Origin of the sequence: Moorena sp. SIO1F2 (assembly GCF_010672755.1) — a bacterium.
In the GTDB taxonomy this organism is placed as follows: domain Bacteria; phylum Cyanobacteriota; class Cyanobacteriia; order Cyanobacteriales; family Coleofasciculaceae; genus Moorena.
The window spans coordinates 1-26,928 of sequence record NZ_JAAHFV010000050.1 but is presented as its reverse complement, the minus strand read 5'-3'; the positions used below and the strand labels follow the sequence as shown (position 1 = coordinate 26,928).

Below are 26,928 nucleotides of genomic sequence, written 5' to 3'. Positions count from 1 at the left end.
GGCAGGGCTGTTTCATTATATAGTAAAAAGGGGTATATTGAAGCAATAGCCCGAAAAAATGGCATAATTCCCATTATATACTCAAATTATGGAGAAAAGCTTAATCGACTACCTCAAAGAAATACCTGATCATCGCAGTCCTCATGGTCTTCGTCATCCTCTATGGCTAGTGCTTCTAATTATCATTATGGGGATGATGAGTGGTTATTGGGGTTATCGACAATTGGGTATTTCTTTGAGGTAGTCGATTAAGCTTTTCTCCATAATTTGAGTATATAATGGGAATTATGCCATTTTTTCGGGCTATTGCTTCAATATACCCCTTTTTACTATATAATGAAACAGCCCTGCCTGGAGAAGGGAGTGGTTTGGGGCTAGATATTGTCAAAAAGATTGTGGATAAACATCAGGGTCAGATTTTGGTGGAGTCGGTGCCAGGAAAGACGACATTTACAGTAGTGTTACCAATCGAGATAGTTTCAGAGTAATATCCTAAATCCTATAGCCCTGCGCTTTATAGCAAGGTAAATATAGTTTATGACATAGTATTTTCGTTTAAAGGGAACAGCGGATCTGGGAACAGCGGATCTGGGAACAGAAATATGTCTTAACCTTTACTTCGACTGCTATAACTATTAAACAACTGCTGCTCAAATAACATATCCTCCTGATTTGTCAAGTACTTTACCGAAAATTACTGAATCTTTTAATTACTAGAGAGACTAATTGGTTGGAGCCCAAGATAATGACAAGTTTAAGTAAAACTTAAATAATTATTAATGTCAAGTACCCTTTGTTTACTAAGTTTCGCGAAAATTGTCAAGTCCTTGTCTTGATGCGTCGCTTATTTAAAAATACTGAATCCTTTACTCCGTCTATGATTTAGAACTATGAAAAAAAAAATAGTGAAGATTTGTTACTTATTTGGTTAAGGTTATGTCTTCTTTCTATAAGTCTGTGTATACTAATAATTGTTGGTTGGCTGAAGTTAACAAACCTGAAGCTAACGGACATTTAAATTTACTGATTTTTAGATGAGCTTTAGAGGTCTAGTTATAACATTGCTTAGCCTCTGAATATTGCTCTATGAAATCTAGACGAAAATTTAGATGTCCTAGGAGTAGACCACACCAAAAAATTAGATAAGGATAACCTAAAAATGAAGATGATGCAAAAATTATTGCAAAAGCTAAAAACAGCAACAGTCATCGCACTGATCAGTGTTTTTGTTCTGCTAAGTTCTGGATGGACAAGCACCGCAGTTGCTCAAAACCCTATGGATCAGCTCGTAACGGGCTATGTATCTAAAGTAAATGTCGCCGATCTCGACCAAGCCATCTTCTTTTACCAGGAGCTTTTGGGCATGGAACGGGATACTTCCCGCGATACAGACCGTTGGACGCAGTTCTTTTACCCCAACGTGCCTGGCACCCAAATTGGCCTCTACGAAGACCTACCTACAGGAACGGGAGAAGCCGTACTAACACTAGTTGTAGAAAATATAGAGTTCGCTAGGGATGTCCTCATCTCTGAAGGGATTGATGTGTCAGAGATTACAGATGTTGGTGCAGGAGTTCTATTAGCATTCTTTACGGATTTTGACGGCAACACCATAGGTCTTCGCGAGAACCTGTGGTTCTAGTTGGTATTGACTTTTCAGTGACTGTTTATAAGGTCAATCTAATCACCGCTTAAGTCACAGAATATTGGTGGGTTACGGCAGATAGCTCTGTTCAAAAACGCCGATTAGCGAACCTTTTCATGGTGCGTTACGGTGCGGACTATCCCAACGCTGGCTACCGTAAAAATAAGGACAAGTCCGCCCCTAACGCACCCTACGGAACTTCAAACAACGGCTATCTTCACCCAACTATTTTCAAATAAAGCATTGCGCTTAAATTTCGGATGAATCCGAACAATATAAATAGACTTCTGATCACTAGTAGATGTTCTATGTTCCCCTTCAGTAATTTTGTACCAATCTAGAGCAAAGCATTCACGGCTGTACAAGCTGTAGTAAATATCATGGGTTGTTAACAGAGATGGTACTAGTTTAAATTGAATAGATTCTCCTTTTTTCAAGGCACCATAGTAAAATTTTGTTTCTGGATTCGGTACCGGTAAGAATACTTTTTTAACAAATGCCTGGGGTAACCATTGCTTAAAGCGCAACAGGTTGAAGACATAATAATTCAACCAGACATGAAGCCAATTTTTTCGTTTAATTAGGTCACGGTAAAAGCTGTTGATATCAGTAGGGGCGTTAATTTGCTTGGCATCTACGACTTTAACACCATCTGCTTTAACAGTAGGTTGTTCTATTGTTTCTGACCAGTGATAATACCGCAATCCTAATAAGTATTTACCTGGTTTCAAGCTCACGGATTCCCATTGGTTGTCTCCGGATACGGTGAGGGAGCTGATATTAGTGATGGTTTCAAAATCTGGTAGACTGTAAACTACTAATGTCCAGGATTGGGCTGATTGTTTAGCTGCACTGGCATCAAAGCTTATTACTTCTTTAACTTCAATCGGTCCAACTAGAGAAATAATAGCGTGAAGATTCCAACGAGCTCGACTCATTGCCCAAATTAATTTGATGGGCTTTTTTAAAAACTCGGCTGATACGAGTTGCCACTGGAGATTTTTAGTGTTTTTTTTGGAGGTAAAGTATCCCCCGATGGTTTGCATCACAAATCTTAGGATGCGGGAAAAGATGAAAGAGAGTATGGATAAGGGGATTTCCCAGAAAAGCTCTATATTAGTCATTTGTTTGTATAGTGGAGAGAGCAGGGAGTAGGGATTAGGGAACAGGGAACAGGGAACAGGGAACAGGGAACAGGGAACATTGGGAAAGAGCTCAGAAGATTTTTTGGTGTTATTATGAATCAGTATTTGGTTTCATGAACTAGTTGGTTTTGCTAGTTGGTTTTGCTATATTTGGTAATTGGTATTGTTAAGTTTACCTGTTACCTTTTCCCTGTTACTTGTTAACTTGTCACTTTTTAATTTTTCAGTTTTAATCGGTTGTTGGCGATAATTGCAACTATAGCATCTGGTGCATCAACATGGAGGTTATGTCCTCCTGATAGTTTTACTGTTTTAGCATGAGGTATGGCAGCTTGTTGTAAGGCTAGGTCTTCGGCTCGGTTAAAGTTACTATTATTTCCATAAACTAAGGTAGTGGGAGCTTTAATTTGACGAAGTAGCTGTGTGTATTTATCTCGATTAAACGCTGTTCCACTTAAACCAATTCCCGTACGAATTTGCAGTCTCGGATCCCAGCGCCAACGTACACCACCCTCACAAGGTTCGGTAAGTCGCTGAGCATGTTTTAAAGCCAATTCTTCAGAGAGGTTGGGGGTTAAGCGGCGCAGACGATTAGCAGCAGCTTGGATATCCGTAAAGACTTGGTGTTGAGGTGGGGATGCAAGATAATCTAGGTGGGTTGCTATCTGTTGAGCTGTTTGATCATCCTTCTGTTCTCCTGGTAGCACTGGCTCCAGCAATACTAAAGACTTGACCTTTTCGGGTCTAACACTGGCAAAGGTGGCAGCAACTACAGCCCCCATGGAATGACCGACTAGAATAAATGGCTGGTCTGTCAGTGCTTTTGCGTTCAGGTCTGCCGTGCCAAACGCGATCGCATCCAAATCCCCCAAGTAATCGATTAATTGATAAGACCCTCCCATCCCCACATGCTGGGAACGTCCATGGCCTCGCTGGTCGGGTGCCACCACTCGATATCCCATACTTGCTAAGGGACGGGCAATTTCTTCCCAAGCCGCTCCATGTTCTAAAACACCATGGATACATAGGATTAAATCTCCATCGACTGGACCCCAACTACACAGACACAGCTGTAAACCCCGCACGTCTAGATAAGACTCCTGCATCGGTTCAAGTTGTTCGGGTAGCGTGGCCGAAAGGCCAAGGTTAGAAGGTTGAAGGTTAGGAGGTTGAAGGTTAGGAGGTTGAAGGTTAGGAGGTTGAAGGTTAGGAGGTTGAAGGTTAGGAGGTTGAAGGTTAGGAGGTTGAAGGTTAGGAGGTTGAAGGTTAGAAGGTTGAAGGTTAGAAGGTTGAAGGTTAGAAGGTTGTTCGGCCTTAGTGTTTGAGTTGGGTAGGTTAGATCCTTGGGCTGAAGGTTCAACCAGTAACGGCAATTGATAATCCAACCGTGTCGCTACTTCTTGGGCAAATTTCCCTAAAGGCTGGGGGAGCTGGATTTGCTGCCAAACTTCTCCCAAAGCCGAATCAATTTGCTTATGGTTGCGGAAATTGGGGTCATCTACCGGTAGGGATTGGGGATGAATTCCATCGGTCATCCGCTGGCCTTGATAAGGCTGTAAAACCGCCTCATCAAAAGGAATACCGAGAAACTCACACAACCTTGCCATCACCTTAGCAGGTTGCTTGACTAGTTCCTCGTAATACACTAAATGATGATTGGATGGTGCAATTTCCTCGAAGAAATCTAGGATATTACGGTTACAGGTTGTCCAAACTTCCTCTGCTAGCCAATAAGGGTCTACCTCATCAATACCAAAGATTTTATCCATCCGATTTTTCACGAAGGAATCAATTACCGCATAGGGATGACGTACCAGATGAATATACTTCGCTTCTTCAAATAAATCTTCCGCGTGCCTTAGGGTTTCAATACTGCCAGCATAGGTAGGAGACTTATCCACAAGAGTACGTTTACCCGTTAGTTCCTGTAACCTGCCATAAACCTTCTGAATTGACCAGTCTTGCTGGGTTATCTCCTCCACCAGTGTTGTACTGGCTTGGGCATCTAGGTTCATAATTTCCATGAAAGCTCGCGCTAACCCTTCTCCTAAGTGAGTTGAACCCAAGGATTGATTGCGCTCAGCCATCGTTTCAAAGGGCAATAGGTGTAATTCTGGTGGACAGAATAAATCCCGATGACCAGCTAGCATCACCCGCAGTAAGGTGGAGCCTGACCGAGGGCTAGATAGCACAAACACCATGCTCCGATTGCGCTGGGTGGGTTTGGTAAATTTGCGTTCGCTATTGTTCCATGCCCAAGGATTAGCCCAATTCTTAATATCTGAGAGACTAGTAGTCGTCAATGAAGTTTCCGTTGGCTGGGGCTGATGAAGCCGTTCCATCTCCAAAGCCAAGTACTCAGATAGAGCTGTAATCGTTGGTCGCTCATAAAACTCCCTAGGATAAAGGGTTATCTTCAGGTCTTTCTTACAGGCATTGAGTACTTCTACAATCATCAAGGAATCAGCACCCAAATCCATCAGGTTGCTCGACCCTGAGATTTCCCGACTTATCCCTAAAGCCTTAGCAATCTGTTGCTTAAGGTAATCTTTTAATAACGCTTCCCGTTGGGTTGTTGTACTGGCGAGCAGTTGATCAAAAATCCCAGAATTGTCGTTTTCCCCATCCCCCTGAGGCGGTAGTGTTTCTGTTGTGATTACCTCTGATAGGAATAACGGTAACTCTACCGGTAGTCGTTCCTTTAACCTTGACCACTCTACCGGTAATACCCCCACCTGAGCCCCATCTTGTGCCAGAAGTTGTTCGAGTATCTGTAATCCCTGTGGTGCTTGAATCGGCTCGATTCCCAGCATTGCCATCCGTTTACCGACGCTAGCGGCTAAACCCATCTCAGCCCAAGGTCCCCAATTAATACTTAAAGCGCTTGCACCTTGCTGTCGTCGATAATGGCTGAGGCTATCTAAAAATCCGTTAGCTGCGGAATAGTTTCCTTGACCAGGGGTACCTAGGATAGAAGTAGCGGAGGAAAATAGTACAAATAACTCTAGGGCTATATCCTGAGTCAACCTGTGTAAATTCCAGGCTCCCTCAACTTTCGGCTTCATCACCTTGGCAAATTTTGCCCAATCTTGGTGCAGCAGCACCCCATCCTCTAGGACCCCTGCACCATGGATAATTCCTTTGAGGGGGGGTAGGGAAACCTGAATTCTGTTGAGACAGTCCCTAACTTGTGCTTCCTGGGATACATCCACCTGCTCCAGGACCACCATCACACCTTGTTCTTCTAATTTCCCAATTATTTCTGACGCCCTAGGATTTGGTTGGCTTCGTCCTACCAGTACTAAATACCTTGCGCCCTTATCGACCATCCATTCAGCTACCTTTAACCCCAGTGACCCCAAACCACCGGTAATTAAGTAGGTGCTATCTGGTTTTAGCTGCAATGGTAAAGTGGGGGGTTGGGACTGTTGCTGTTGATGAATCAGGCGAGGCACATAGGATTGTCCATCCCTCAAAGCAAATTGGTTTTCTCCCTCTGGCCGTAATATCTGCTTGAGCAGCATTAATGATTGCTCTTGGTAGTGCTGCTCATTCCCCTCCCTTGGTTCTAGGTCTATTATTCCTCCCCAAAGTTCTGGATGTTCTTGGGCAATAACTGCCCCTAAACCCCATAGGGGAGATTGGGCAATCTGTAGGGATTTTTTCGTCTTACCTTTTTTCTCTAATGCTACGGGTTGTGTGCCCTCGGTAACTAACCACAGACGGGGAGGTTGAGCTAATTCTGCTTTAACTAACGCTTGCAGCAGATGCAATACACTACCACAACCGTTTTCTAAGGTGGCGTCTAGGGGAAATGTTTGGAACTGATCCAGTGCGGGAGTATCTAAACTCCACATATGAACCACAATCACAGATGTTGCTGTTAGGGATGCGACTTGTTGAGCTAACAGACGCTGAAACTGTTGCGGTTGCGCTGGGTTAATTTGGTAATGGTTTGCTTGTAATTGTTGATAGCTTGAGCCAGGGGAAATTAGCAAAATCCGGTCGGGTTTTGCTTCCAGCTGTTGAACTAATGTTTCTCCAAAGCCCCCTTTATCAGTAAAAATCAACCAAGTTGTACTAGATGTAGATATATCAGTAGATACATCAGTAGATATATCAGATACATCTATATCCTTAGGTCGCCATGCTATCTCATACAACCAATCCCCATAGGATGGAGTAGAGAGTTGGCCATAGGAAATCGGGGATAATGGTTTTACTGAAGTGGTATCTAGCCAATACCGTTGCCGTTCAAAGGGATAAGTGGGTAGGGAAACTAGGCGACGGGGGTTATATTGATGGAATTTTTTCCAGTCTACTGATGCGCCATGTTTATATAGGCTTGCCAAACTTTCCAGCATTTGCTGACTATCTGGTTTTCCTGGACGCAAACTTGGTATAGCCGTCAGCTTTCCTTTCGGTAAGCACGCTTTGCCCATTCCCAATAGGCTAGGCTTCGGTCCTACTTCCACACACAGATGATAACCCTGTTGATAAAGGGTTTCCATGCTCTGGTAGAATTTAACGGACCCACGGACATGGTCACACCAATACTCGGTCGTAGCGATCGCGGCAGTGGCTAATTTTCCAGTTAAATTCGAAATTATCTCTATTTGGGGAGGATGTAAGGATATTTCCGATAATACCTGGGCAAAATCTGCCACCATTGGTTGCATGAGGGCAGAATGGAAGGCATGAGAGACTGGCAACTTTAGTGATTTGACCTTTTGAGAGCGTAGTCGGGCTATCACGGTTTGAACGGCCTGACTTTCCCCAGAAATCACAATATTTTCCGGACCGTTAATAGCCGCGATTGAGACTTCGTCAGATACTCCTTGAATTGCCTCAGTTACCTGCTGCTCATTGGTCAACACCACCGCCATCTCACCACCTTCTGGCAACTGTTGCATCAAACGCGCTCTTTGGGCAATCAGCTTTAGCCCATCTTCTAAGCTAAAGACTCCTGCTACAGTTGCTGCCACATATTCCCCAACACTATGACCCATCACCACAGTTGGTTCGATTCCCCAAGACCGCCATAACTGAGCCAGGGAGTATTCTAGAGCAAACAATGCCGGTTGGGTGTAGGCGGTTTGATTCAGTTTTGAGTTGTCACTATTGTCGCTGAAGATTTCAGCATACAGGACATCCAGTAACGGCTGTTCTAAATAGGATTGCAGAATTTCGGCGCATTGGTCGAGAGTCGCCCGAAATATTGGTTGGGTTTCGTAGAGTTGCCGTCCCATACCACTATACTGAGAGCCTTGACCGGTAAAGAGGAAAACGATTTCGGGGGGAGTAGGGCTATTTTGTGCTATTTTATCCGAAATGGTTTCGCTTTCTGTCAACTTGGTCAATTGTTGCTGCAACTGGTCAGTGGATTGGACTAGGAGGGCTAGACGATAGTTAAAATGCGATCGCCCTTTATTGCTGGTCAAACAAATATCTGCCAGTGTGCTTGATGGCTCAGATGCTATGAAGTCTATGTATCGCTTTCCTAGGGTTTGCAGGGCGGTTGCTGTTTTGGCAGACAAGGTAAATAGATGATAGTTTTGGTCTTGATCGTTTTGGTCTCTATCATTACTTGTCGCTTTTGTCAACTCTGGCGCTCCTTGTAGCACCACATGAGCATTGGTTCCTCCAAAACCGAAAGAACTTACACCAGCAAATGGGGGAATAACATCCCATGGCCAAGGCTCCCGTTGCTGCTGTACTCGCAGGGGCAGTTCATCAAAGGGAATGTGGGGATTTGGCTCCTGGAAATGGAGGCTGGGTAAACGTTCTTGGTGCTTGAGGGATAGGGCAACTTTGATTAAACTAGCAATACCAGCAGCTGCCTCTAGATGACCGATATTAGATTTGACCGAACCAATAGCAACAGGCTTCGTAGGGTGCGTTAATAACGCACCGGATAACGCACCGGATAACGCACCGTAGTTATCAGAGTTATTATCAGAGTTGTGGTCAGAGCGATGTTCCTTTGGAACCGCTTCGCGATGTTCCTTTGGAACCGCTTTGCGAGCGCGTTTTAGGACATTTCCCAAGGCCATCGCTTCAATCGGGTCTCCCAGTAGGGTTCCGGTGCCATGGGTTTCTACATACTGCACATCTGAAGGTGAAATGCCCGCGTGCTGGTAGGCCGAGACTATAACAGCTTCCTGAGCGTCTCGATTGGGAGCAGTTAGCCCATTAGTGCGCCCATCTTGGTTCACCGCACTGCCTCGAATCACAGCATAAATTGGATCTTTATCGATCAGGGCTTTGGATAGGGGCTTTACTACTATCACCCCAGCGCCCTCGCCCCTGACAAAGCCATTGGCACGGGAATCAAATGCCTTACAGCGACCATCGGGAGATAAAGCCGTTAACTTACTCAACCCAACCGTCACCACTGGGGTTAGCATCAAATTCACTCCCCCTGCTATGGCTACGGTTGACTCACCATTCCAGATACTCTGACAAGCCAAATGAACAGCCACTAGGGATGAGGAGCAAGCCGTATCAACCGTTAGACTTGGCCCTTTGAAATTCAGTAGGTAGGAAATGCGATTAGCTGCCATAGTGGAAGCTACACCAGTATTTGTATATGTATCCACCACCTCTGGACTTTGGAGAAGCAGCTGACCATAATCATGAGTAGAAATGCCAACAAAGACCCCCGTTTGGCTACCACTGAGTTTACTAGGCACTTGGCCTGCATCCTCTAGTGCTTCCCAAATTACTTCCAACAGTAGTCGCTGCTGGGGGTCGATATAGGTAGCTTCCCGAGGAGCAATGCCAAAGAATTCTGGATCGAATTTATCAACATGCGCCAGGAAACCACCATAACGACAATACATTTTGCCTGGTGCTGTGGGGTCCTTGTCGTAAAATCTCTCGATATCCCAACGCTCTGGTGGCACTTCAGTAATAGCATCCACACCATTTTTGAGCAGTTGCCAGAATGATTTTGGGGAAGAGGCACCTGGAAAGCGGCAGCCAATCCCGATAATAGCAATAGGTTCTTTTAAGCCTTTCCTCTTTTGCAGCTGCAATTCAAGAAGGGCGCGTTTTTCGGGGGAGAGATTGGCAATCCGCTTAGCAATATCATCCACTGGCAACATAGATCGAAACATAGATCTAGGAACTATTTGATGGGTTTTCCCAGAATTTCTTGGATTTGTGCTTCTGAGAGCATTTCCAACTCAGCTAAGAGTTGGTCTACCTCTTGATCACCACTGGAGGCAATCGATTTAACCGTTACGGGTGAACGATAAAAGGGAATCGAGGTGAACCGATCCAGATTCTGGAACTGTGCCTCCCATAATTGTTGCATCTCACTACCTGCACTCGAAACTCTCGGTTCGATTTTTCTTGGGCTGTCCCCCTGGTTTGAGTTGCTTTGTTGACTTACTTTCGCCAGATATTGGGCAAGGGACTCGATATTGGGATAATCATAAGCCAGTGTAGGAGACAGAGGCACCCCTAACCATTCTTCGAGATCATCAGCTAGTTCAACTGCTGTTACTGAATCTAGACCATAATCAGCAAAAGACTTGCTGATGTTAATAGACCCCGCAGGAAGTTTTCTTTCTCGGGCTAGCCAATCTATTATCCACTTTTTAAGTGTATTGCGGGTTTGCGCTTTGCCGATAGTAATAGTTGTGGGTTCTTTTTCTGGTTGGCTTGGGGCAATCGTTGGGTGTTGGGCCAAGCTCGATTGCCCTACAACTCTCAAGCTATTGTTTAGAAATCCAGATCGACAGGCATGGCGCTGTACTTTGCCACTGGATGTCTTGGGAATACTATTGGTCTTGAGCAATAAAACAGCATAGACTTGAAGTTGGTACTCTAGGGATACTGCACTGCGGATTGCTTCAATCACTTCATCTACATCTAGTTTCCGCAGGTAATTCCTGGAGACTTCTTGGACAATCACCAATTGCTCACGCTCTTCGACTTCCACAGAAAAAGCTGCGCCATAGGCAGGGCGAAGAGCAGGATGACTCTTTTCCGCCGTTAATTCTATATCTTGGGGATAATGGTTGCGACCCCGGATAATAATTAAATCCTTCAGACGACCTGTTACAAACAACTCGCCATCCTGGATAAATCCTAAATCACCAGTACGCAGCCATGGTCCTAAACCAGTATCAGCTAGATAGGCATTAAAGGTTTTTTCCGTCACCTCTGGTTGATTCCAATAGCCTTGAGCAACAGTTGAACCTTTTACCCAAATCTCTCCGACGGCACCGGATTCAACTTGGGTGAGGGATTGGGGGTGTGCGATCGCAATTTTTTCATTTAACCAAGTCCGCCCACACCCAACCAGCATTCGAGTCTGCCCATTACCATTAGACTTATCATTAGACTGATTGGGACGATTTTCTGGCACCGGAACCACTAAATTTTGTTCAAGAGCTTCCCCTTCAAATTCCCTTATCACTGGAGGTTGGTCTTTCAAGCCTCCAGTGACTAATAATGTGGTTTCTGCCATGCCATAACAGGGGTAAAATGCTTCCCGATGGAAACCACAAGGGGCAAATTTTTGAGCAAATCGCTCTAATGTTGAGGCTCGAACCGGCTCAGCACCGGTAAAGGCCATTTGCCAGCTGCTCAGGTCAAGGGTTTCTAATTGCTTAGCCGTAATTTTTTGCACACACAGCTCATAGGCAAAATTCGGAGCACCACTGGTAGTCACCTGGTATTGGGAAATTGCCTTTAGCCAGCGGTAAGGCTTGCGGAGGAAATCTACTGGAGCCATCAGGATCATTGGAAGACCAACATAAAGGGGTTGTAGAATTCCACCAATCAGTCCCATATCATGGTAAGCAGGTAACCACGACAATCCCCTGCTTTGGGGTGTATCTTGGAAACACTGATTAATCAAAACTGAGTTATATAGCAAATTCCCATGGCTAACCATCACTCCTTTGGGTTTACCCGTTGAGCCAGAGGTGTACTGTATAAAAGCCAGGGTATTGCTTGTTTGGCGCGCGGTCGGTTGCGTCTTGGCGCGCGGGTCACGCGCAACGCGACGCTTAGAGTCCGGGTGCTGCCAATCTGATTCGTGGTGCGTAGGCAGATTGTCAGTAGCCAGCCACTTCAGTTGCTTGTTGGCGGAATTTTCAGCTAGCTGAGTCTCTATTTTCTCTAATAGAGGGGTAGTAGTGAGGGCAAATTTGGCCTGAGCATCTGCCACAATTGCCTCTAGCCTGGACAAATTTTGATTGGAGCGGGGCGGATAAGCTGGAACGGCTAACACTCCCGCATACAAACAGCCGAAGAAAGCTGTGATAAACTCTAAACCGGGTGGGTAGAGTAGCAAAGCTCGCTCCCCTTTTGCGTTTTGGTGTAGAAGCTCGGATGCGATCGCTTGGGCGTGGTTGTCTAACTGTTTATGGGTAAGGTAGCGGTCTGGGGTTTCCCCGTTCAGTAGAAATGTATAGATGATCTGATCCGGCTGGTGTATTGCTCGGTAACGTAGCAGGTCTACTAAGGTAGAAAATTTTGGTATATTCTCGCTCATCTGATCTAAACTGTCTTTCATACCTGCATGCCTTATTTTCACAGCCAAATCGTCGTCCATCCCCTGATCGATAGATTTATTAGCCTTTTTCTAGGCTACAACAATCGTTTATTATCTATTAAGATGGGCATTATTGGCCAATAGCTTAATGAACTACCAATTCCCCTTAGTAAGGTAAGCATTCAGCTATCAGATTCAGCCAAGGACTTGTGTCCACGCTACTTGATGTGATTTTGAATAAAAGAGGTAAGCTAAGGCCAAAGGCAGCACTACGCGAACGTAAGGTCTGAGTTACGGCTGACGGCTGACAGCTGTTCGCGTAGCGTGCGCGTAGCGCTTATGCTGATACCTTAGGTTTCGCTCATAACTTTCAGCCGAATCAGCTGCTCTCCACTCTCGTCCAAAGGAACTTCAATCACGTCACCCGCTAGACGATCCATACAGGTCAGCAGCAATCGCAAGTGGGGAGTACTTGCCCCGGTATCTACATACAATCGGTCTGACAGGCTACCTAAACGCTTCCAGGTAGTATAGAGTTTGCCAACAGTCTTTTCTAGTGCCAAGGCTTGTTTCACTAAATCAGCAGCAGTGTTTAAACACTCAAGCCGTAGCGCTTCATCTAAAGCTAGTTCCATATCCAAGGATGTGTGATTAATAGCTTGGACTTGGGCAGATGCATCTAGATACTTGGCTAAGCAACGGGCATCTGAGGTCACGTGTTTAACGGTGTCCACATCTGGGTTTGTAGCAATTGCTTCTTGTAATGGAATCAGGTGGCTTTCTGGCAGCTTTTCCATCTCTTTGACCAATGGAGCCAGGTAACTGGATGGGAGACCCCCTTCAGCAGATTTTTCTTTAACTTCCTCTGGTAGTAATTCTGAGGACATGGCAGTCCATTGATCAGACGCCTGTTTGACCTCCCGGCGGGTAATGCGATCGCCTTTTTGAGCTCGTTCTGTCACCATCTGCTGGACTTCGGGAGCAGACTTAGCTGTTTCCACAAATGCCCGTTTACTGAAGTTATTAATGGCATCATGACTAAGCTGACCCTCGGTTAACAGAGTATCGGCACTGTTAGCCAGTTCAATCAGGGAGTAAGCCTGACTCTTACCGATTTCCCGACTTTTGAGCCAATTTAAAAATCCAGCTCCCCTTCCTTCACCCCCTTTTTTCTCCCTGTCTCTTACTACTCGTAGAATCCGTCCCCGCCAGATATCGGTCTGTAGGTCAACGCGATCGCATACTCGCCAAGCGTGATCGACTAGCTGGTCAAAGTCGGTTTCCTGAATTTCCTCATCCTCTGGGTCCGGGAGTTGGAAATCCAGATCCATCGGTTCGTTGAGGAGGGCAGCGAGTTCGGCGGTAGAGTCAGGCACTTGCACCATAGGGAAAGATTATCCAGTCACGGTAAACACGATTATTGCACGGTTTCCAAATTATAAGACTCTACGCTACCCCTAGATGAGTCTGACTTAATTATCTGGCATAATGCACCAGATGTATAGGTTATTAGTCGTTAGTCATTAGTTTGGTTGCTTTTGAGAGCCAGGTGTGACCGTAAACTTATTAACTGGCATTTAACAATTGGGGGGTGTTTGAGGGGGTCGAAATTCCCCATCCCTCGTGATTAGTGGGGATGGATAGACCCCCTCAACAACTGTTTCCCCACATCCTCCCGATGGATTTTTGATATATTCTTTTACTTTTTATAATGGCGCTCCACCACAGAATACAATACATTTGGAGTCGTGCCATAACTTCCGGAATCTGTGTTACATTGATTGTCGTCTAATCAGCGCGACTGAAGAAAACTAAGGAGGTGATTACACTGTGGCGACGTTAAGACAGACATTTCGATTGTACCCAACGGCATCACAACAATCCAAGTTATTCTACGCTCGTTCTTTGCATCAATTGTTATACAATGCCTGTCTGGCTCATCGTCGCTATGAGTGGAAAGTAAACCAGAAAAGCGTTAGTTATTTTGAACAACAAAATATTCTACCGGCCTTCAAGGAATGCTGGACGGAATATAAAGGTCTTTACAGCACATCATTACAGGCAACAGTTAAACGGGTAGACCTAGCTTATAACAGTTTTTTCAGTGGACTAAGAAAGTTCCCAAGATTTAAATCTATTAGGGACTATTCTGGATGGAATTACCCCAGTGCTTCTGGCTGGAAAGTTAACAGTAATGGAAAACATGGAACTCTTATCCTGAATGACCTTAAAATTAAAATCAGGATGCGAGGTAAGGCTAAATATTGGGGTAAGCCAACCACTTTGACTGTTGTTTACAAACCACGATTAAATCAATGGTTTGCATCGATAACTCTAAAAGTTGATACACCTGAACCATTATATGGAGCTGAGTCAGACTTAAGCTATGAGTCGGTTGTAGCTTATGATTTAGGAACAGAAACAGCTATTACTACCTTTGATGGGTCTGAGTTCAACGAGATTGAAAATCAGCGTTTTACTCGTACTTTAGAACCATTATTAAAAAATGCTGGCAAGGCTAAACGTAGAAAACGCGCTCCTAATCGTAGACAGCGAGTGAAGCCATCAAGTCGCTGGAAAAAGGCCAATAAACGAGAATCTCAACTCAAGCGTAAAATTGGTAATCAGCGTAAAGACTGGCAACACCAGGTTACGTCAGATTTAGCTAGTCGTTATGACATCGGCGTAACTGAAAAACTCAATACGAAAGGAATGACTCGTAAAGCTAAGAACAGCTCAAAACGCCAAAGACAAAAAGCTGGGTTGAATAAATCTATCCTTGATGTTGGTTTTGGTTCTCTTAATAAGATGCTGACCTACAAAATCGAACTAAAAGGTGGGATCGTGCTTCAATTACCTACCAAGCAATTGAAGCCATCACAACGTTGTCCAAAATGTGGTAAAGTTCATAAAGAATGGGCTGATATTTCCAATCGTTACCACGTTTGTGATGAGTGCGGGTTTGAATTTCCACGAGACAAAACCAGCACAATGGTAATGTACAACGCAGCATTAGGAAAACAGCCGGGGTACGGGAATGACCTCGATAAACGTGGATTTTCTAGCTCTACTTCAAAGACCAGTAAGCATACTGGATCGATGAAGCAACTAGGGAAGATGAAGCGTCAAAAATCACGCTCTCAGGACGGGTCTGCTGAAACCCCGTCCCTCTACAGGGCGGGGTAGTTCATCCAACGTACTGTGATTAGTTTGACACCGATTGAATCGGGCAATTAGTTAGAGATCAAGGCGTTGCCCAATTCTGGAAGACTCAAGGGTAATTGGTATAGAAAAGGGAACAGGGAACAGGGAGTAGGGAGTAGGGAACGATGAACAAAAATTATCACAATTAATTTAGGTACCCTATAACTGGCTCAAGTATAAGCTGTTGTGCATTTAAACTTTATATTAGTCAAATCACATCAAAAAGATAGATCCCAGTCCCCTTTTGCCAATAGCCATGCATGCTTTTTGCCTTCCTAAAAAGCATTTTAACCGTTTAGCTTACTTGAATATGATTCCGATATTCAGCAACGGCGAAGCGACCCGGTCAATTACCTTACATTGCCCTTTAATTATTCGTGAATCGACTCTCTCAACCACAACCAACAGATAGTGATCAATCTCGATGGCATGGCAGCCTTGAATTACGCTTTGCCTTAGCCCATGGAAAAACTCAACCTATTCACACCTACGCCAGAGCTCCCTTGAAGGTACAGCGACCGTTTTATCCAGAAGGGCTAGGGGTTTGTCACAGTGTGGTACTTCATACCGCTGGAGGAATGGTAGTAGGGGACAGGTTGTCTCAAGATATCCACCTTGAATCGGGTACTCATGCTTTAATCACCACTGCTGCTGCTAGTAAAGCTTATGGTAGGGGCAGTTCTAGCGCTAGTCTAATAAACTATAGCGCGAGTTTAAACCAACCAGAAGTTAAAGACAATTTATCTAGCGCTAGTTTAAAAAAACCAGAAGCTAGACAAATCAGATCTAGCGCTAATCAAACAAACTATAGCGCTAAGCTAAAAGCCCCAGAAACTAGACAAATCATCCGGCTCCAAGTAGAGACTGGTGCTTGTTTAGAATGGTTTCCCCAGGAAACGATTGTATTCAACGGTGCAGTTTATCGGCAGGATTTGCGGGTAGAATTAGCGCCGGGAGCCAGTTGGTTAGGCTGGGAAATTACTCGATTTGGACGCAGTGCAAGAGGAGAAAGGTTTGTGGAGGGAAATTGGCGATCGCATACGGAAGTTTGGCAGCAAGGACATCCACAGTGGATTGACCGACAATGGTTACCAGCTAGCGAAGCCACCTTCTCTAGTCCTTATGGTTTAGCGGGACAACCAGTGGTAGGAACATTAGTTTTGGTAGGGGAACCGGTATCATCTGAGATTCTCGAACAAGCCAGGGAACTTTGGAGTGCTAGGGAGTATGTGGGGGAAGCTGGCGTAACTCAGCTGATGTCAGGATTATTATGCCGCTATCGTGGTGCTTCGACTGAGGAGGTGAGACACTGGTTTATAGAGGTTTGGCAACTGTTGCGTGTTAATCTATTCGGGCGTCCTATGATTAAGCCACGAGTTTGGCTATTGTAATGTCAAAATTGTTACTAACCAAAATTGCTACTAACCAAAATTGCTGCTAACCACACGATAAAACAATGCAACTGACACCCCAAGAAAAGGATAAACTACTAATTTTTACTGCTGCCTTATTGGCAGAACGGCGCAAGGAAAAGGGGTTGAAGCTAAATTACCCAGAAGCCGTTGCCTACATTTCTGCGGAAATTTTGGAAGGTGCTAGGGAAGGACGTCCAGTAGCTGATTTAATGAGTTACGGCACCACGCTGCTGACCCGGGATGATGTGATGGAAGGAGTTCCCGAAATGGTGAATGAAGTCCAGGTAGAAGCAACCTTCCCCGATGGGACTAAACTGGTTACTGTACATGACCCAATTCGTTAGTCCCACAAAAAGCTTGATAAATAACTCTTTAACTCATCTTAAATCATCAGAAGATTCACCGGAGTTGACGGAGTTCTTCTGTGAGATGGATAAGTTGGTTTCTCAGGTCATTTATTTGCTCACTACTCAGTTGTGCAGTTCCTTGATGATCTACGATGTTATTTAGGCTATTCAGACAGTCATTAATCGTATAAAGACAGTTATCAACAACCTGGATTCGTTTCGTCAAGATTTCTTTGAACTTAGGCTCAGTTGATTCAAGAATAGTATTGTTGTTGGGTTGAGATTCATTCAGTTGGAACTTGAAAATGTTCCATAATTGAACTAGTGAAGGGAGTCCCATAAGCACCAAACAATGGTAAAAAAACTTTAAAAAAAGCAAACACCAGACAGAAAAAGTGAAAAAGTAGGGAGAGTAGTCATGACTATAGTCATAACTAATTTAATAATGCTATAATTTGCGAAAATAGTTGCCAAAATAAATTTCTGAATAACTGGCTGCTGAACAAGCAAAATTTTTCCATAAGTAGGATAAAATTTATGGCCATTAGTATAGCTTTAAAAGCCATGTAAGATGTCAGAGTTGACCAAAAAGGAATCATTAACTGTAGAAATAGAACCATCAACGAGTTAATAAGTAAGAATTAAATAACACCTATATCGATTATTCAGAACAGACTAGAGAAGTCAGGATTAATTGATTAAAGACTGTGTAAAGAAAAGAGAAACTAGATAAAAAAATATGGTAATGGTAATCGGGAATAAGCAATAAGTAGTAGGGAATAAGCAATACAGCGGTTTGCAATTCAATTAGGTACAAAGTTCTGGGTTTTTAGGGATCCCCCCTAACCCCCCTTAGTAAGGGAAGAGGGAAGAGGGAAGAGGAACCCACCCCTAACCCCTCCCAGGAGGGGAAGAGGGAAGAGGGGAAAAAATCCTGTGTACCTGATAGTTATGCAAACCGCCGTATGTAAAGATTTATTACGAAACTAAGAATTTCTGCGTAAAGTCAAAAGATTATCTTGGGGAATAAATAGGGAGCATCCCACTGCTGTGTGAGCGTGATTATACCGCCCACATATAGCAGAAGTCCGCAAGTCCGCAAGTCCGCAAGTCCGCAAGTCAAACTCTTGCGCTTACTTAGGTTTGAGACTTTTGTCATGTTATAACTGCCCTGGCGACTGCTATAAAAAGATATATTTGCCAAAATGGGATACTACTAATCACTAGTATTCAAGTTATCTTTATAAGTGCTTTTTGCAGAACATGTTTTCCCGCAATCTCGCCTTGATCATCGGTATCAATAACTACACCAACGGCATTTCTCCCCTGAACACTGCCGTAAACGATGCCAAAAAACTAGTGGAAATTCTCCGCAAAAAGCATGATTACGAAGTCTGGGAATGCCTAGACGAAGTGGCAACTCTGTCTAACTTTAACAAATTTTTATCCCATACCTTACCCGAACTTGTCACTGAAAATGACCGCTTATTATTTTACTTTGCTGGTCATGGAGTCGCTCTCAATGGGGATGATGGCCCGGCTGGTTACTTAATTCCTCAAGATGCCAAACTGGGGGATACTAATAGTTATCTGCCCATGACGAAGTTACACGATGCTTTAAGTCAATTACCCTGTCGTCATTTCTTGGGTATCCTCGACTGCTGTTTTGCTGGTGCTTTCCGTTGGTCGAGTACTAGGGATTTACTCACATCGCCAGAAGTAATTCACCAAGAGCGTTATGAGCGTTTTATTACTGACCCAGCCTGGCAAATCATTACTTCCTCAGCCTCGGATCAAAAGGCTTTAGATAACTTTAATTTAGATAGCGAACGCGGTCAATTCGGTAATCATTCCCCTTTTGCGGCGGCATTATTAGAAGCTCTCGAAGGTGCAGCAGATATCTATCCTCCTGCTACGAATGGCAAACCGGCTGGAGATGGGGTAATTACAGCCACCGAATTATATTTACATTTACGGGATAGAGTCGAAATTCCCACAGAAAAATGCCGGATACGACAAACGCCCGGTATTTGGTGTTTAAACAAACACGATAAAGGCGAGTATATCTTTCTTTCTCCCGGACATGAACTTAATTTACCACCAGCACCACCTTTGGATCAATCACAAAATCCCTATCGCGGTTTAAAGTCCTTTGAAGAGAAACACAGTTCACTGTTTTTCGGTAGAACATTACTAGTAGAAAAGTTAGAAGATTTTGTCAAAGCTAATCCCCTGACAGTGGTGTTGGGTGCTTCTGGTTCGGGTAAGTCTAGCTTGGTCAAGGCAGGATTAATTCCCAAACTACGGCAAGATAATACTGAGAAATGGTGTATTTTGCCAGCCATCCGTCCTGGTGAGACTCCCTTGCAAGGGTTAAATAATGTGCTATGTAATGCTAAGTTACCTAATGTTGAGCCACAAAACCCACAGCATAACTTGGCAATGAGCATTGATGTTTGGGCGAAAAATAACCCCAACTCTAAGTTATTACTGTTTATTGACCAAAGCGAAGAAATTATTACACTCTGTCAAAACTATGATCAGCGTAAAGAGTTTTTCCAACAGATACTCACAGCCATAAATGCCCATGGGGATAAATTACGGGTAATATTAACCCTACGGTCTGACTTTGAACCCCAAATCACAGATGTGGGCTTAAAGTTGGCACCGGAAGTACTAAATCAATTGGAAACTACGGTACTGATAAATCTTTGGCAAAGTGGACGATTTATTGTACCGGCCATGACACGAGGGGAACTCAACGAAGCAATCGAGAAACCGGCTCAAGCACGGGTGATGTATTTTCAGCCCCACGAATTAGTAGAAAAATTAATTGATGAAGTTGCGGATATGCCGGGAGCATTGCCCTTGCTTTCTTTTGCCTTGAGTGAATTATTCCTCAAGTATTTAAGGCGGCAACGGGAGGCACAATACAGGGGTATTACTATTGATCGGGCCTTGACTCAAGCCGATTATCAAGAATTGGGGGGAGTAATGCGATCGCTAACTCAAAGGGCAGATAAAGAGTATCATTTGCTAGTTCAAGAAAATCCCGCTTATGAGCAAGTAATCCGTCATGTGATGCTGCGGATGGTGGCACTAGGTGGGGGTGAATTAGCCCGTAGGCGCGTACCTTTATCAGAATTGGAATATCCACCAGCGAAAAATGATTTAGTTAAGGAAGTAATTGATAATTTTACCACAGCACGGTTATTAGTAGAAGGACAAGATGCTGAGGGGAATCCCTATGTCGAACCTGCCCATGATGCTTTGGTAAGGGGTTGGCAAAGGTTGCTGGAGTGGAAACATTTAGATGAGGAAAATTTACTTCTACAACGGCGGTTGACGACCGCAGCGGTGGAGTGGCAAAGTGTTAAAAGCAAAAAACAATCATCCGGACAATTTCTTTGGAATGCCAATCCTTATCTCGATGTATTGAATAAAGAACTCAATTGTGAGGACAACTGGTTTAACCAGGTAGAAGTTGATTTCGTGCGGCGCAGTGTTAGAAAAAAACGCAGTAACACAATTGTGGGTTGGAGCATCGCTGGCTCAGTTCTGGGGGCAATGATTTTCTATGCTGCCGTTTGGATGCAATGGAGAAACTATGAAATTACTCAAGCCAATTCTCTCGCTCGCTCTTCTTTGTCTCTGTTTGCTAAATATAAAGACATGGAGGCTTTGGTGGAGGTGATTAAGGCAGGAAAAATCCTACAAAAACACAAGGCATCGGACCAAAAGGTGATTAGTGCCCTGCACAAAGTTCTTGATGAAGCCAGCAAAGGCAACCGCTTGCAGGGGCATACTAACAGAGTCACGAGATTCAGTTTCAGCCGGGATAGCCAGACCTTGGCTTCTGGTAGTCGTGACAAGACCATCAAACTCTGGAATCTAGAGACAGGCAAGGTAATCCGAACCCTCATCGGGCATGATGACTCGGTCAGGAGCGTCAGATTCAGCCGGGATGGCCAGACTTTGGCTTCTGGCAGTGATGACAAGACCATCAAACTCTGGAATCTAGAGACGGGCAAGGTAATCCGCACCCTGATCGGGCATAATTCCCATGTCGAGAGTGTCAGTTTCAGCCCCGATGGCCAGACCTTAGCTTCTGGTAGTGAGGACAAGACCATCAAACTCTGGAATCTAGAGACAGGCAAGGTAATCCGAACCCTCATCGGGCATGATGACTCGGTCAGGAGGGTCAGTTTCAGCCGGGATGGCCAGACCTTGGCTTCTGGCAGTGATGACAACACCATCAAACTCTGGAATCTAGAGACAGGCAAGGTAATCCGCACCCTGATCGGGCATGATGACTCGGTCAGGAGCGTCAGTTTCAGCCGGGATGGCCAGACCTTGGCTTCTGGCAGTGATGACAACACCATCAAACTCTGGAATCTAGAGACAGGCAAGGTAATCCGCACCCTGATCGGGCATGATGACTCGGTCAGGAGGGTCAGTTTCAGCCGGGATGGCCAGACCTTGGCTTCTGGCAGTGATGACAACACCATCAAACTCTGGAATCTAGAGACGGGCAAGGTAATCCGCACCCTCATCGGGCATGATGACTTGGTCTTTAGCGTCAGTTTCAGCCCCGATGGCCAGACCTTGGCTTCTGGCAGTGATGACAACACCATCAAACACTGGAATGTAGAGACGAGAAGGAAAATCCTCACCCTCCAGACCCTCCAGACCCTCATCGGGCATACTAACAGAGTCACGAGATTCAGTTTCAGCCGGGATAGCCAGACCTTGGCTTCTGGCAGTGATGACAACACCATCAAACTCTGGAATCTAGAGACAGGCAAGGTAATCCACACCCTGATCGGCCATGATGGCGCTGTCAATAGCGTTAGTTTCAGCCGGGATGGCCAGACCTTGGCTTCTGGCAGTGATGACAACACCATCAAACTCTGGAATCTAGAGACAGGCAAGGTAATCCGCACCCTCATCGGCCATGATGGCGCTGTCAATAGCGTTAGTTTCAGCCGGGATGGCCAGACCTTGGCTTCTGGCAGTGATGACAACACCATCAAACACTGGAATCTAGAGACAGGAACCGAAATCCACACCCTGATCGGCCATGATGGCGCTGTCAATAGCGTTAGTTTCAGCCGGGATGGCCAGATCTTGGCTTCTGGCAGTACTGACAAGACCATCAAACTCTGGAATCTAGAGACAGGCAAGGTAATCCGCACCCTGATCGGGCATACTAACATTGTCAATAGCGTTAGTTTCAGCCGGGATGGCCAGATCTTGGCTTCTGGCAGTACTGACAACACCATCAAACACTGGAATCTAGAGACAGGAACCGAAATCCACACCCTCATCGAGCATGATGGCGCTGTCAATAGCGTCAGTTTCAGCCGGGATGGCCAGACCTTGGCTTCTGGCAGTCTTGACAACACGATCAAACTCTTCAGGATCAAACTCTTCGGGAATCTAGACTTAAACTTAGACTCTTTAATGGCGAAGACTTGCGATTGGGTGCGCCATTATTTGGAGAATAATCCTAATGTCAGCGAGAGCGATAGGCAATTGTGCGACCATGTAAAGAAGTAGTTGCAAAAGATAAAAGTTTTTAACGCCGTAGCAGCTATTCGTCAAGTCCCTTGACCGTAGGTCACGCTACGCGAACGCGACCATTCAAAATTCAAAATTATGGCTCTTCTGTACTTGTTATGCTAAATCAACACTTTGGCAAAGGGAGCAGGGAGCAGGGACTGAGGCCGTGGGCCACGCGGGGCGCGTTCGGAGCAGGGGGAAGAGGCAGTATTCAGAATATTTTATTAGTTAACAAAACTCATAACCCTTACTGTGTAAGCTTTATGAGTTTTGTTAACTGGAAATTTAGCATAGCAGGTACTGAAGAACCAAAGAGGGATAATTGTTAATTGTTAATTAACGAACATCCTAGACTGATCAGTAGTAAACTGAACTCGATATTATCCATTCCTGTCCACTGGTGGAAATGTTTCAGTCCTAAAGCGAATCTTAACCTGACCAATGATGTCTGTACTCATAGTCACTGTTTGATTAGGAAAGGAAAAGGGCAATTATACAAGAATGATAAGGGTATCCCTGGAAAATAATATCATTTTCCAGGGATACCCTTTGCACTTTGTCTTTAATTCTTTACCTTTAATGCCTTAATCAGTAATAGACCTCGTGCGAGAATAAATATGAAATCAAAATCTATCCCTTTTGCCAATAGCCATGCATGCCTTTTGCCTTGTCAACAGCCACGGTTTATGAGACTTATGCAAGAGGTCTAATCTTGATCTCAGCCCATCCACTTGTGGTGCAGAGCATGATCACCAGCGGCGACAAAAACATCAAGGCGGTCAGGTCCCCAAGATGCTGCTGCTACCCCAGCAATGCTGTAACCACCTAGGTTTTTCCAATTTTTCCAGGCAGAACCATCCCAGGAACGGCAATAGACCTTGCCCATGGATCCAATCACGAAACAATCGAGCTGGTTGACTCCCCTGGACACAGCGGCTACACCATACTGACAGTAGCCTCCCAGTTTTTCCCATGGACTCCAAATCGAACCATTCCAGGTCTTGTAGTATAGAGCGCGATCGCGACCAATGGTAAAGATAGCGATATGGTTTGGACCCCAAGACACTGCTGCGGGTGCAGAAATAGAGTAGCCTCCTAAGTTTTCCCAGCCCCGCCAAGCCGAGCCATCCCACCACTTGTGGTAGACGGCGTGGTCAGTACCAATCACAAAAGTGTCAAGCCGGTTAGGTCCCCAGGAAGCAGCCGCTGGAGCATACAAGCAGTAGCCCTCTAGATTTTCCCAACCGCGCCAAGCCGAGCCATCCCACCACTTGCGGTACAGGGCATTATTGCTACCAACCACAAAGGTGTCAATGCGGTTATTTCCCCAAGAAACCGCTGCGGGTGCAGAAATAATGTAACCCCCTAAGTTTTCCCAGCCACGCCAAGCCGAGCCATCCCACCACTTGTGATACATAGCGTGGTCAGTACCAATCACAAAGGTGTCAATCCGATTAGGTCCCCAGGAAGCAGCCGCTGGACTATATAGGCCATAGCCGCCTAGATTTTCCCAGTCACTCCAGGTATCTTCACTGGGGCGAGGGGTGGGGGGAGTTTTGATTTTGTCAAAGGCTACCTTGGGCTGAATAATGCCAGCACCGGAATGCTGATCCCATCCCTGAGAACCAATATTTTTAGCAGTACTCTCCAGGAGTTTCTTAACCTCCTCCTGAGTTAGGCTCGGCTTGGCTTGCTTGAGCAAGGCTACTACTCCAGCAGCAATGGGTGTGGCAGCAGAGGTACCGTTATCACAGGGGAAGTAACCCCGGAAGTGGGTGATGGAACAGAAGTCAGGCTTTTGGGGGGACAAAGCCGCTGGTCCTTGGCTGCTATAGCCGACAAACTGTTCATTCTTGTTAACTGCGCCCACTGTCATCACTAGGGGATGACCATTCGCGCCCCAGATACTTTTACCAGGACCGAAATCTGAGGCACAACGACCATCAGGACAGGTTCCACCACAGTTACCAGCGGCAAACAGAACTAGAATCCCTTCATTGATCGCTTCGACAACTTTGCGGGTGAAGGGATGGTTAGGATTTCTGGCATAAGTCTTATCCCACTGTTCCTGGTAAATTCCCCAGCTATTGGTGAGAATGTGGGGTGTGCCGTCAATTTTATACTGCTTGATTGCCCAATTGAACGCAGCCAGGGCGTTAGAGATAGCATTCCCTACTAGTGGAAAGTCATAGAGCTTGGCTTCTGGAGCCATACCCAACACATCTGTAGCGCACATATTGCCATGTTCGCCCCAGCTGCGAGCTTGAGTCCCCCATGCCACCGTGCGGTGGTAGCCGCCAATAACATTGGGAATCCGCTTGGAGGGTTCTCCGGGACGCACAGGACGACCAGCTGCTGTAATCCCGCCATCAACGACACCAACAACAATACCTTGACCTTTATAACCAGCAGCATGAATTTGATCAACGCCAAGATACTTGGCTACGTCCGCCATAGTTCCCTTAGCCGCCCCAGGGTTACAGTCACAAGAACCAATCGGACAGCTACCAAACCCTGCCATTGGTTCTACCATCGGATACTCTTGCTGTAGGGTGGTAGTGTTGAAGGGTTCGATCGGGGTGTCTGGCCAGACTTTGATGACATTAGGTTGGGCTTCGAGGGCAGCAATTTGGTTTTGAGCAACTTTGCCCTTGACAACAATTACCTCTTCATTAGAGGCTTGGAGCTGCATGGCCAGTTCCGGTGTCTCAGGATCCATCGATACTGGCTCGTAGTCATAATCGATTTGGAAGCTAGGAACCCTGAAACTTCCTGCCATGTATAAAAACACGTTAGCCCCTTGATCCTTAGGAGCTCGCATTTCTACCAGCACGTTCTCCATTTCACTATCTGGGGCAGATGAACTCATGGGCACTGCTGTGGGTATATTGCCTTGACTGGATACAGCATTCATGTCAAAGGATGACATCTGGTCATCAGCCATTTCCCCTAAGGACATGCCATTGGTAGTTGCTCCACCATTGGTCATACCTGGAACCATGGGTTCTTGGTTTTCTGTGTTTTCCATTCTGCTAATTTCTGATTATGTTTTATAATTGGCTCGATAGAGAGGAGTCTGTGTTGACTTTTGTTTCAGAATCAGGTTGATGTGAGTGTTTCTGAGCAATACAGTCAACTACCCATTGACCCTGAAGAATTCCAGATTTTTTTCCAAAGTTTTTGTAAAGGTGATATACTTCCGTTATAGCTCAGTTGCATTGCTTCAGTAGCTGCTGTGAAGAGCAATGGCTTAGTCAAGACACCTGGATCTTGTCCGATGGCTAAGCAGAGCACATCTAGATGGTAGGGTGGGGTAGTTCAGGATTTTGTAGTAAAATATAGGATATAAGGCTTAGGGCTACCAAATTTAACTTAAAATTAATTTAAACAGGGGCATTCAAGGTCAAGGAAAAACTTGAGAACAGGGAAGTTGAGAACAGAAAGTATTCCCCGTTTACCCTTTCCCGTTGCTTCCGATCACACGATAGCCTTGTCCTGGCTTAAGTGAATAACTGCCTGAGCTATAAATAAATTTAAAGGGATTCCTTTTCGTTAAACTCATCAACTCATGTCATGCAACAAGAAGCGGCAGCTGCTAAACCAATTCGTTCACTAGAAGATGCAATCGACAAGTGTCAGACCCTGGGTATGCGTCTGAGTCGTCAACGTCGCTTTATTCTAGAACTGTTATGGGAAGCTAAAGACCATCTGTCAGCGCGAGACATTTATGACCGATTGAATCAACAAGGTAAAGTTATTGGTCATACTTCTGTTTACCAGAATTTAGATGCCCTATCCAGTCAAGGTATTATTGAATGTATTGAGCGCTCGGATGGACGGTTGTACGGCAATATCAGCGATACTCATAGCCATGTCAATTGCCTGGATACAAACCAGATTCTTGATGTTTATGTAGAACTACCGGAAGACTTGCTCAAGCAAATTGAGGCACAAACTGGTGTAAAGATTACGGAATATCGGATTGATTTTTATGGTTACCGTCAGGAGGGATCACCTAACTCCCCGTCGGGTGGTTTGAGGGAGTAGGGAGTAGGGAGTAGGGAGTAGGGAGTAGGGAGTAGGGAGTAGGGAGTAGGGA

General features: G+C 45.1%; 12 protein-coding genes and 1 pseudogene. 8 read left to right on the top strand and 5 right to left on the bottom strand.

Going from position 1 to position 26,928, the window contains the following annotated elements:
* Positions 1 to 88: 88 nt before the first annotated feature.
* The 3 genes and pseudogenes from F6J94_RS09380 to F6J94_RS09370 form a co-directional block, all read left to right on the top strand.
* Positions 89 to 217 (top strand): annotated as a pseudogene (locus tag F6J94_RS09380) (transposase family protein); the annotation flags it as partial.
* Positions 218 to 287: 70 nt separating this feature from the next.
* Entirely contained in the window at positions 288 to 488 is a 201-nt protein-coding gene (locus tag F6J94_RS09375) for an ATP-binding protein (protein ID WP_293039371.1), read from the top strand.
* A 677-nt stretch (positions 489 to 1,165) separates the two neighbouring features.
* Positions 1,166 to 1,642 (top strand): VOC family protein, encoded by a 477-nt coding sequence (locus F6J94_RS09370; RefSeq protein ID WP_293039368.1) that lies wholly within the window; start codon positions 1,166 to 1,168, stop codon positions 1,640 to 1,642.
* Positions 1,643 to 1,845: 203 nt separating this feature from the next.
* On the opposite strand, the gene F6J94_RS09365 is transcribed toward F6J94_RS09370, so the two are convergent.
* The 4 genes from F6J94_RS09365 to F6J94_RS09350 all read right to left on the bottom strand — a co-directional run bounded on the left by F6J94_RS09365 (position 1,846) and on the right by F6J94_RS09350 (position 13,686).
* The gene (locus F6J94_RS09365) at positions 1,846 to 2,769 is read right to left on the bottom strand and encodes a DUF6208 family protein (RefSeq protein ID WP_293039365.1); all 924 of its coding nucleotides are present in this window, start codon (positions 2,767 to 2,769) and stop codon (positions 1,846 to 1,848) included.
* Between the two features lie 236 nt (positions 2,770 to 3,005).
* Positions 3,006 to 9,908: a type I polyketide synthase gene (locus tag F6J94_RS09360; protein ID WP_293039362.1), complete on the bottom strand. Its 6,903-nt coding sequence runs from the start codon at positions 9,906 to 9,908 to the stop codon at positions 3,006 to 3,008.
* Positions 9,909 to 9,919: 11 nt separating this feature from the next.
* Positions 9,920 to 12,322, bottom strand: coding sequence for an AMP-binding protein (locus F6J94_RS09355; RefSeq protein WP_293039359.1), 2,403 nt, complete (start codon positions 12,320 to 12,322; stop codon positions 9,920 to 9,922).
* Positions 12,323 to 12,651: 329 nt separating this feature from the next.
* Positions 12,652 to 13,686 (bottom strand): hypothetical protein, encoded by a 1,035-nt coding sequence (locus F6J94_RS09350; RefSeq protein ID WP_293024898.1) that lies wholly within the window; start codon positions 13,684 to 13,686, stop codon positions 12,652 to 12,654.
* Positions 13,687 to 14,131: 445 nt separating this feature from the next.
* On the opposite strand from F6J94_RS09350, the gene F6J94_RS09345 reads away from it, so the two are divergent.
* The 4 genes from F6J94_RS09345 to F6J94_RS09330 all read left to right on the top strand — a co-directional run bounded on the left by F6J94_RS09345 (position 14,132) and on the right by F6J94_RS09330 (position 22,826).
* Positions 14,132 to 15,487, top strand: a complete 1,356-nt coding sequence (locus F6J94_RS09345; protein WP_293039355.1) for a transposase — start codon at positions 14,132 to 14,134, stop codon at positions 15,485 to 15,487.
* Positions 15,488 to 15,882: 395 nt separating this feature from the next.
* On the top strand, positions 15,883 to 16,896 hold the full coding sequence (locus F6J94_RS09340; protein ID WP_293039352.1) for an urease accessory protein UreD: 1,014 nt from the start codon (positions 15,883 to 15,885) through the stop codon (positions 16,894 to 16,896).
* A gap of 65 nt (positions 16,897 to 16,961) precedes the next feature.
* Positions 16,962 to 17,264 carry an urease subunit gamma gene (gene ureA / locus F6J94_RS09335; RefSeq protein WP_008179425.1) on the top strand — a complete coding sequence of 101 codons (303 nt, stop codon included), beginning with the start codon at positions 16,962 to 16,964 and terminating at the stop codon, positions 17,262 to 17,264.
* Between the two features lie 1,266 nt (positions 17,265 to 18,530).
* Positions 18,531 to 22,826: a caspase family protein gene (locus F6J94_RS09330; RefSeq protein WP_293039349.1), complete on the top strand. Its 4,296-nt coding sequence runs from the start codon at positions 18,531 to 18,533 to the stop codon at positions 22,824 to 22,826.
* Between the two features lie 721 nt (positions 22,827 to 23,547).
* On the opposite strand, the gene F6J94_RS09325 is transcribed toward F6J94_RS09330, so the two are convergent.
* Complete coding sequence (locus F6J94_RS09325) at positions 23,548 to 25,857, bottom strand: S8 family serine peptidase (RefSeq protein ID WP_293039346.1); 2,310 nt, start codon at positions 25,855 to 25,857, stop codon at positions 23,548 to 23,550.
* 545 nt (positions 25,858 to 26,402) lie between these two features.
* Between F6J94_RS09325 and F6J94_RS09320 the strand changes: the two genes are divergently transcribed.
* Positions 26,403 to 26,876 carry a Fur family transcriptional regulator gene (locus F6J94_RS09320; protein ID WP_075905509.1) on the top strand — a complete coding sequence of 158 codons (474 nt, stop codon included), beginning with the start codon at positions 26,403 to 26,405 and terminating at the stop codon, positions 26,874 to 26,876.
* Positions 26,877 to 26,928 lie beyond the last annotated feature (52 nt).

Bases quoted from the DNA above. Each gene is read 5' to 3' on its own strand.
- F6J94_RS09375 (WP_293039371.1), top strand. From the start codon at position 288: ATGCCATTTTTTCGGGCTATTGCTTCAATATACCCCTTTTTACTATAT.
- F6J94_RS09350 (WP_293024898.1), bottom strand. From the start codon at position 13,686: ATGGTGCAAGTGCCTGACTCTACCGCCGAACTCGCTGCCCTCCTCAAC.
- F6J94_RS09320 (WP_075905509.1), top strand. From the start codon at position 26,403: ATGCAACAAGAAGCGGCAGCTGCTAAACCAATTCGTTCACTAGAAGAT.
- F6J94_RS09365 (WP_293039365.1), bottom strand. From the start codon at position 2,769: ATGACTAATATAGAGCTTTTCTGGGAAATCCCCTTATCCATACTCTCT.
- F6J94_RS09355 (WP_293039359.1), bottom strand. From the start codon at position 12,322: ATGAAAGACAGTTTAGATCAGATGAGCGAGAATATACCAAAATTTTCT.
- F6J94_RS09370 (WP_293039368.1), top strand. From the start codon at position 1,166: ATGATGCAAAAATTATTGCAAAAGCTAAAAACAGCAACAGTCATCGCA.
- ureA (WP_008179425.1), top strand. From the start codon at position 16,962: ATGCAACTGACACCCCAAGAAAAGGATAAACTACTAATTTTTACTGCT.
- F6J94_RS09325 (WP_293039346.1), bottom strand. From the start codon at position 25,857: ATGGAAAACACAGAAAACCAAGAACCCATGGTTCCAGGTATGACCAAT.
- F6J94_RS09330 (WP_293039349.1), top strand. From the start codon at position 18,531: ATGTTTTCCCGCAATCTCGCCTTGATCATCGGTATCAATAACTACACC.
- F6J94_RS09360 (WP_293039362.1), bottom strand. From the start codon at position 9,908: ATGTTTCGATCTATGTTGCCAGTGGATGATATTGCTAAGCGGATTGCC.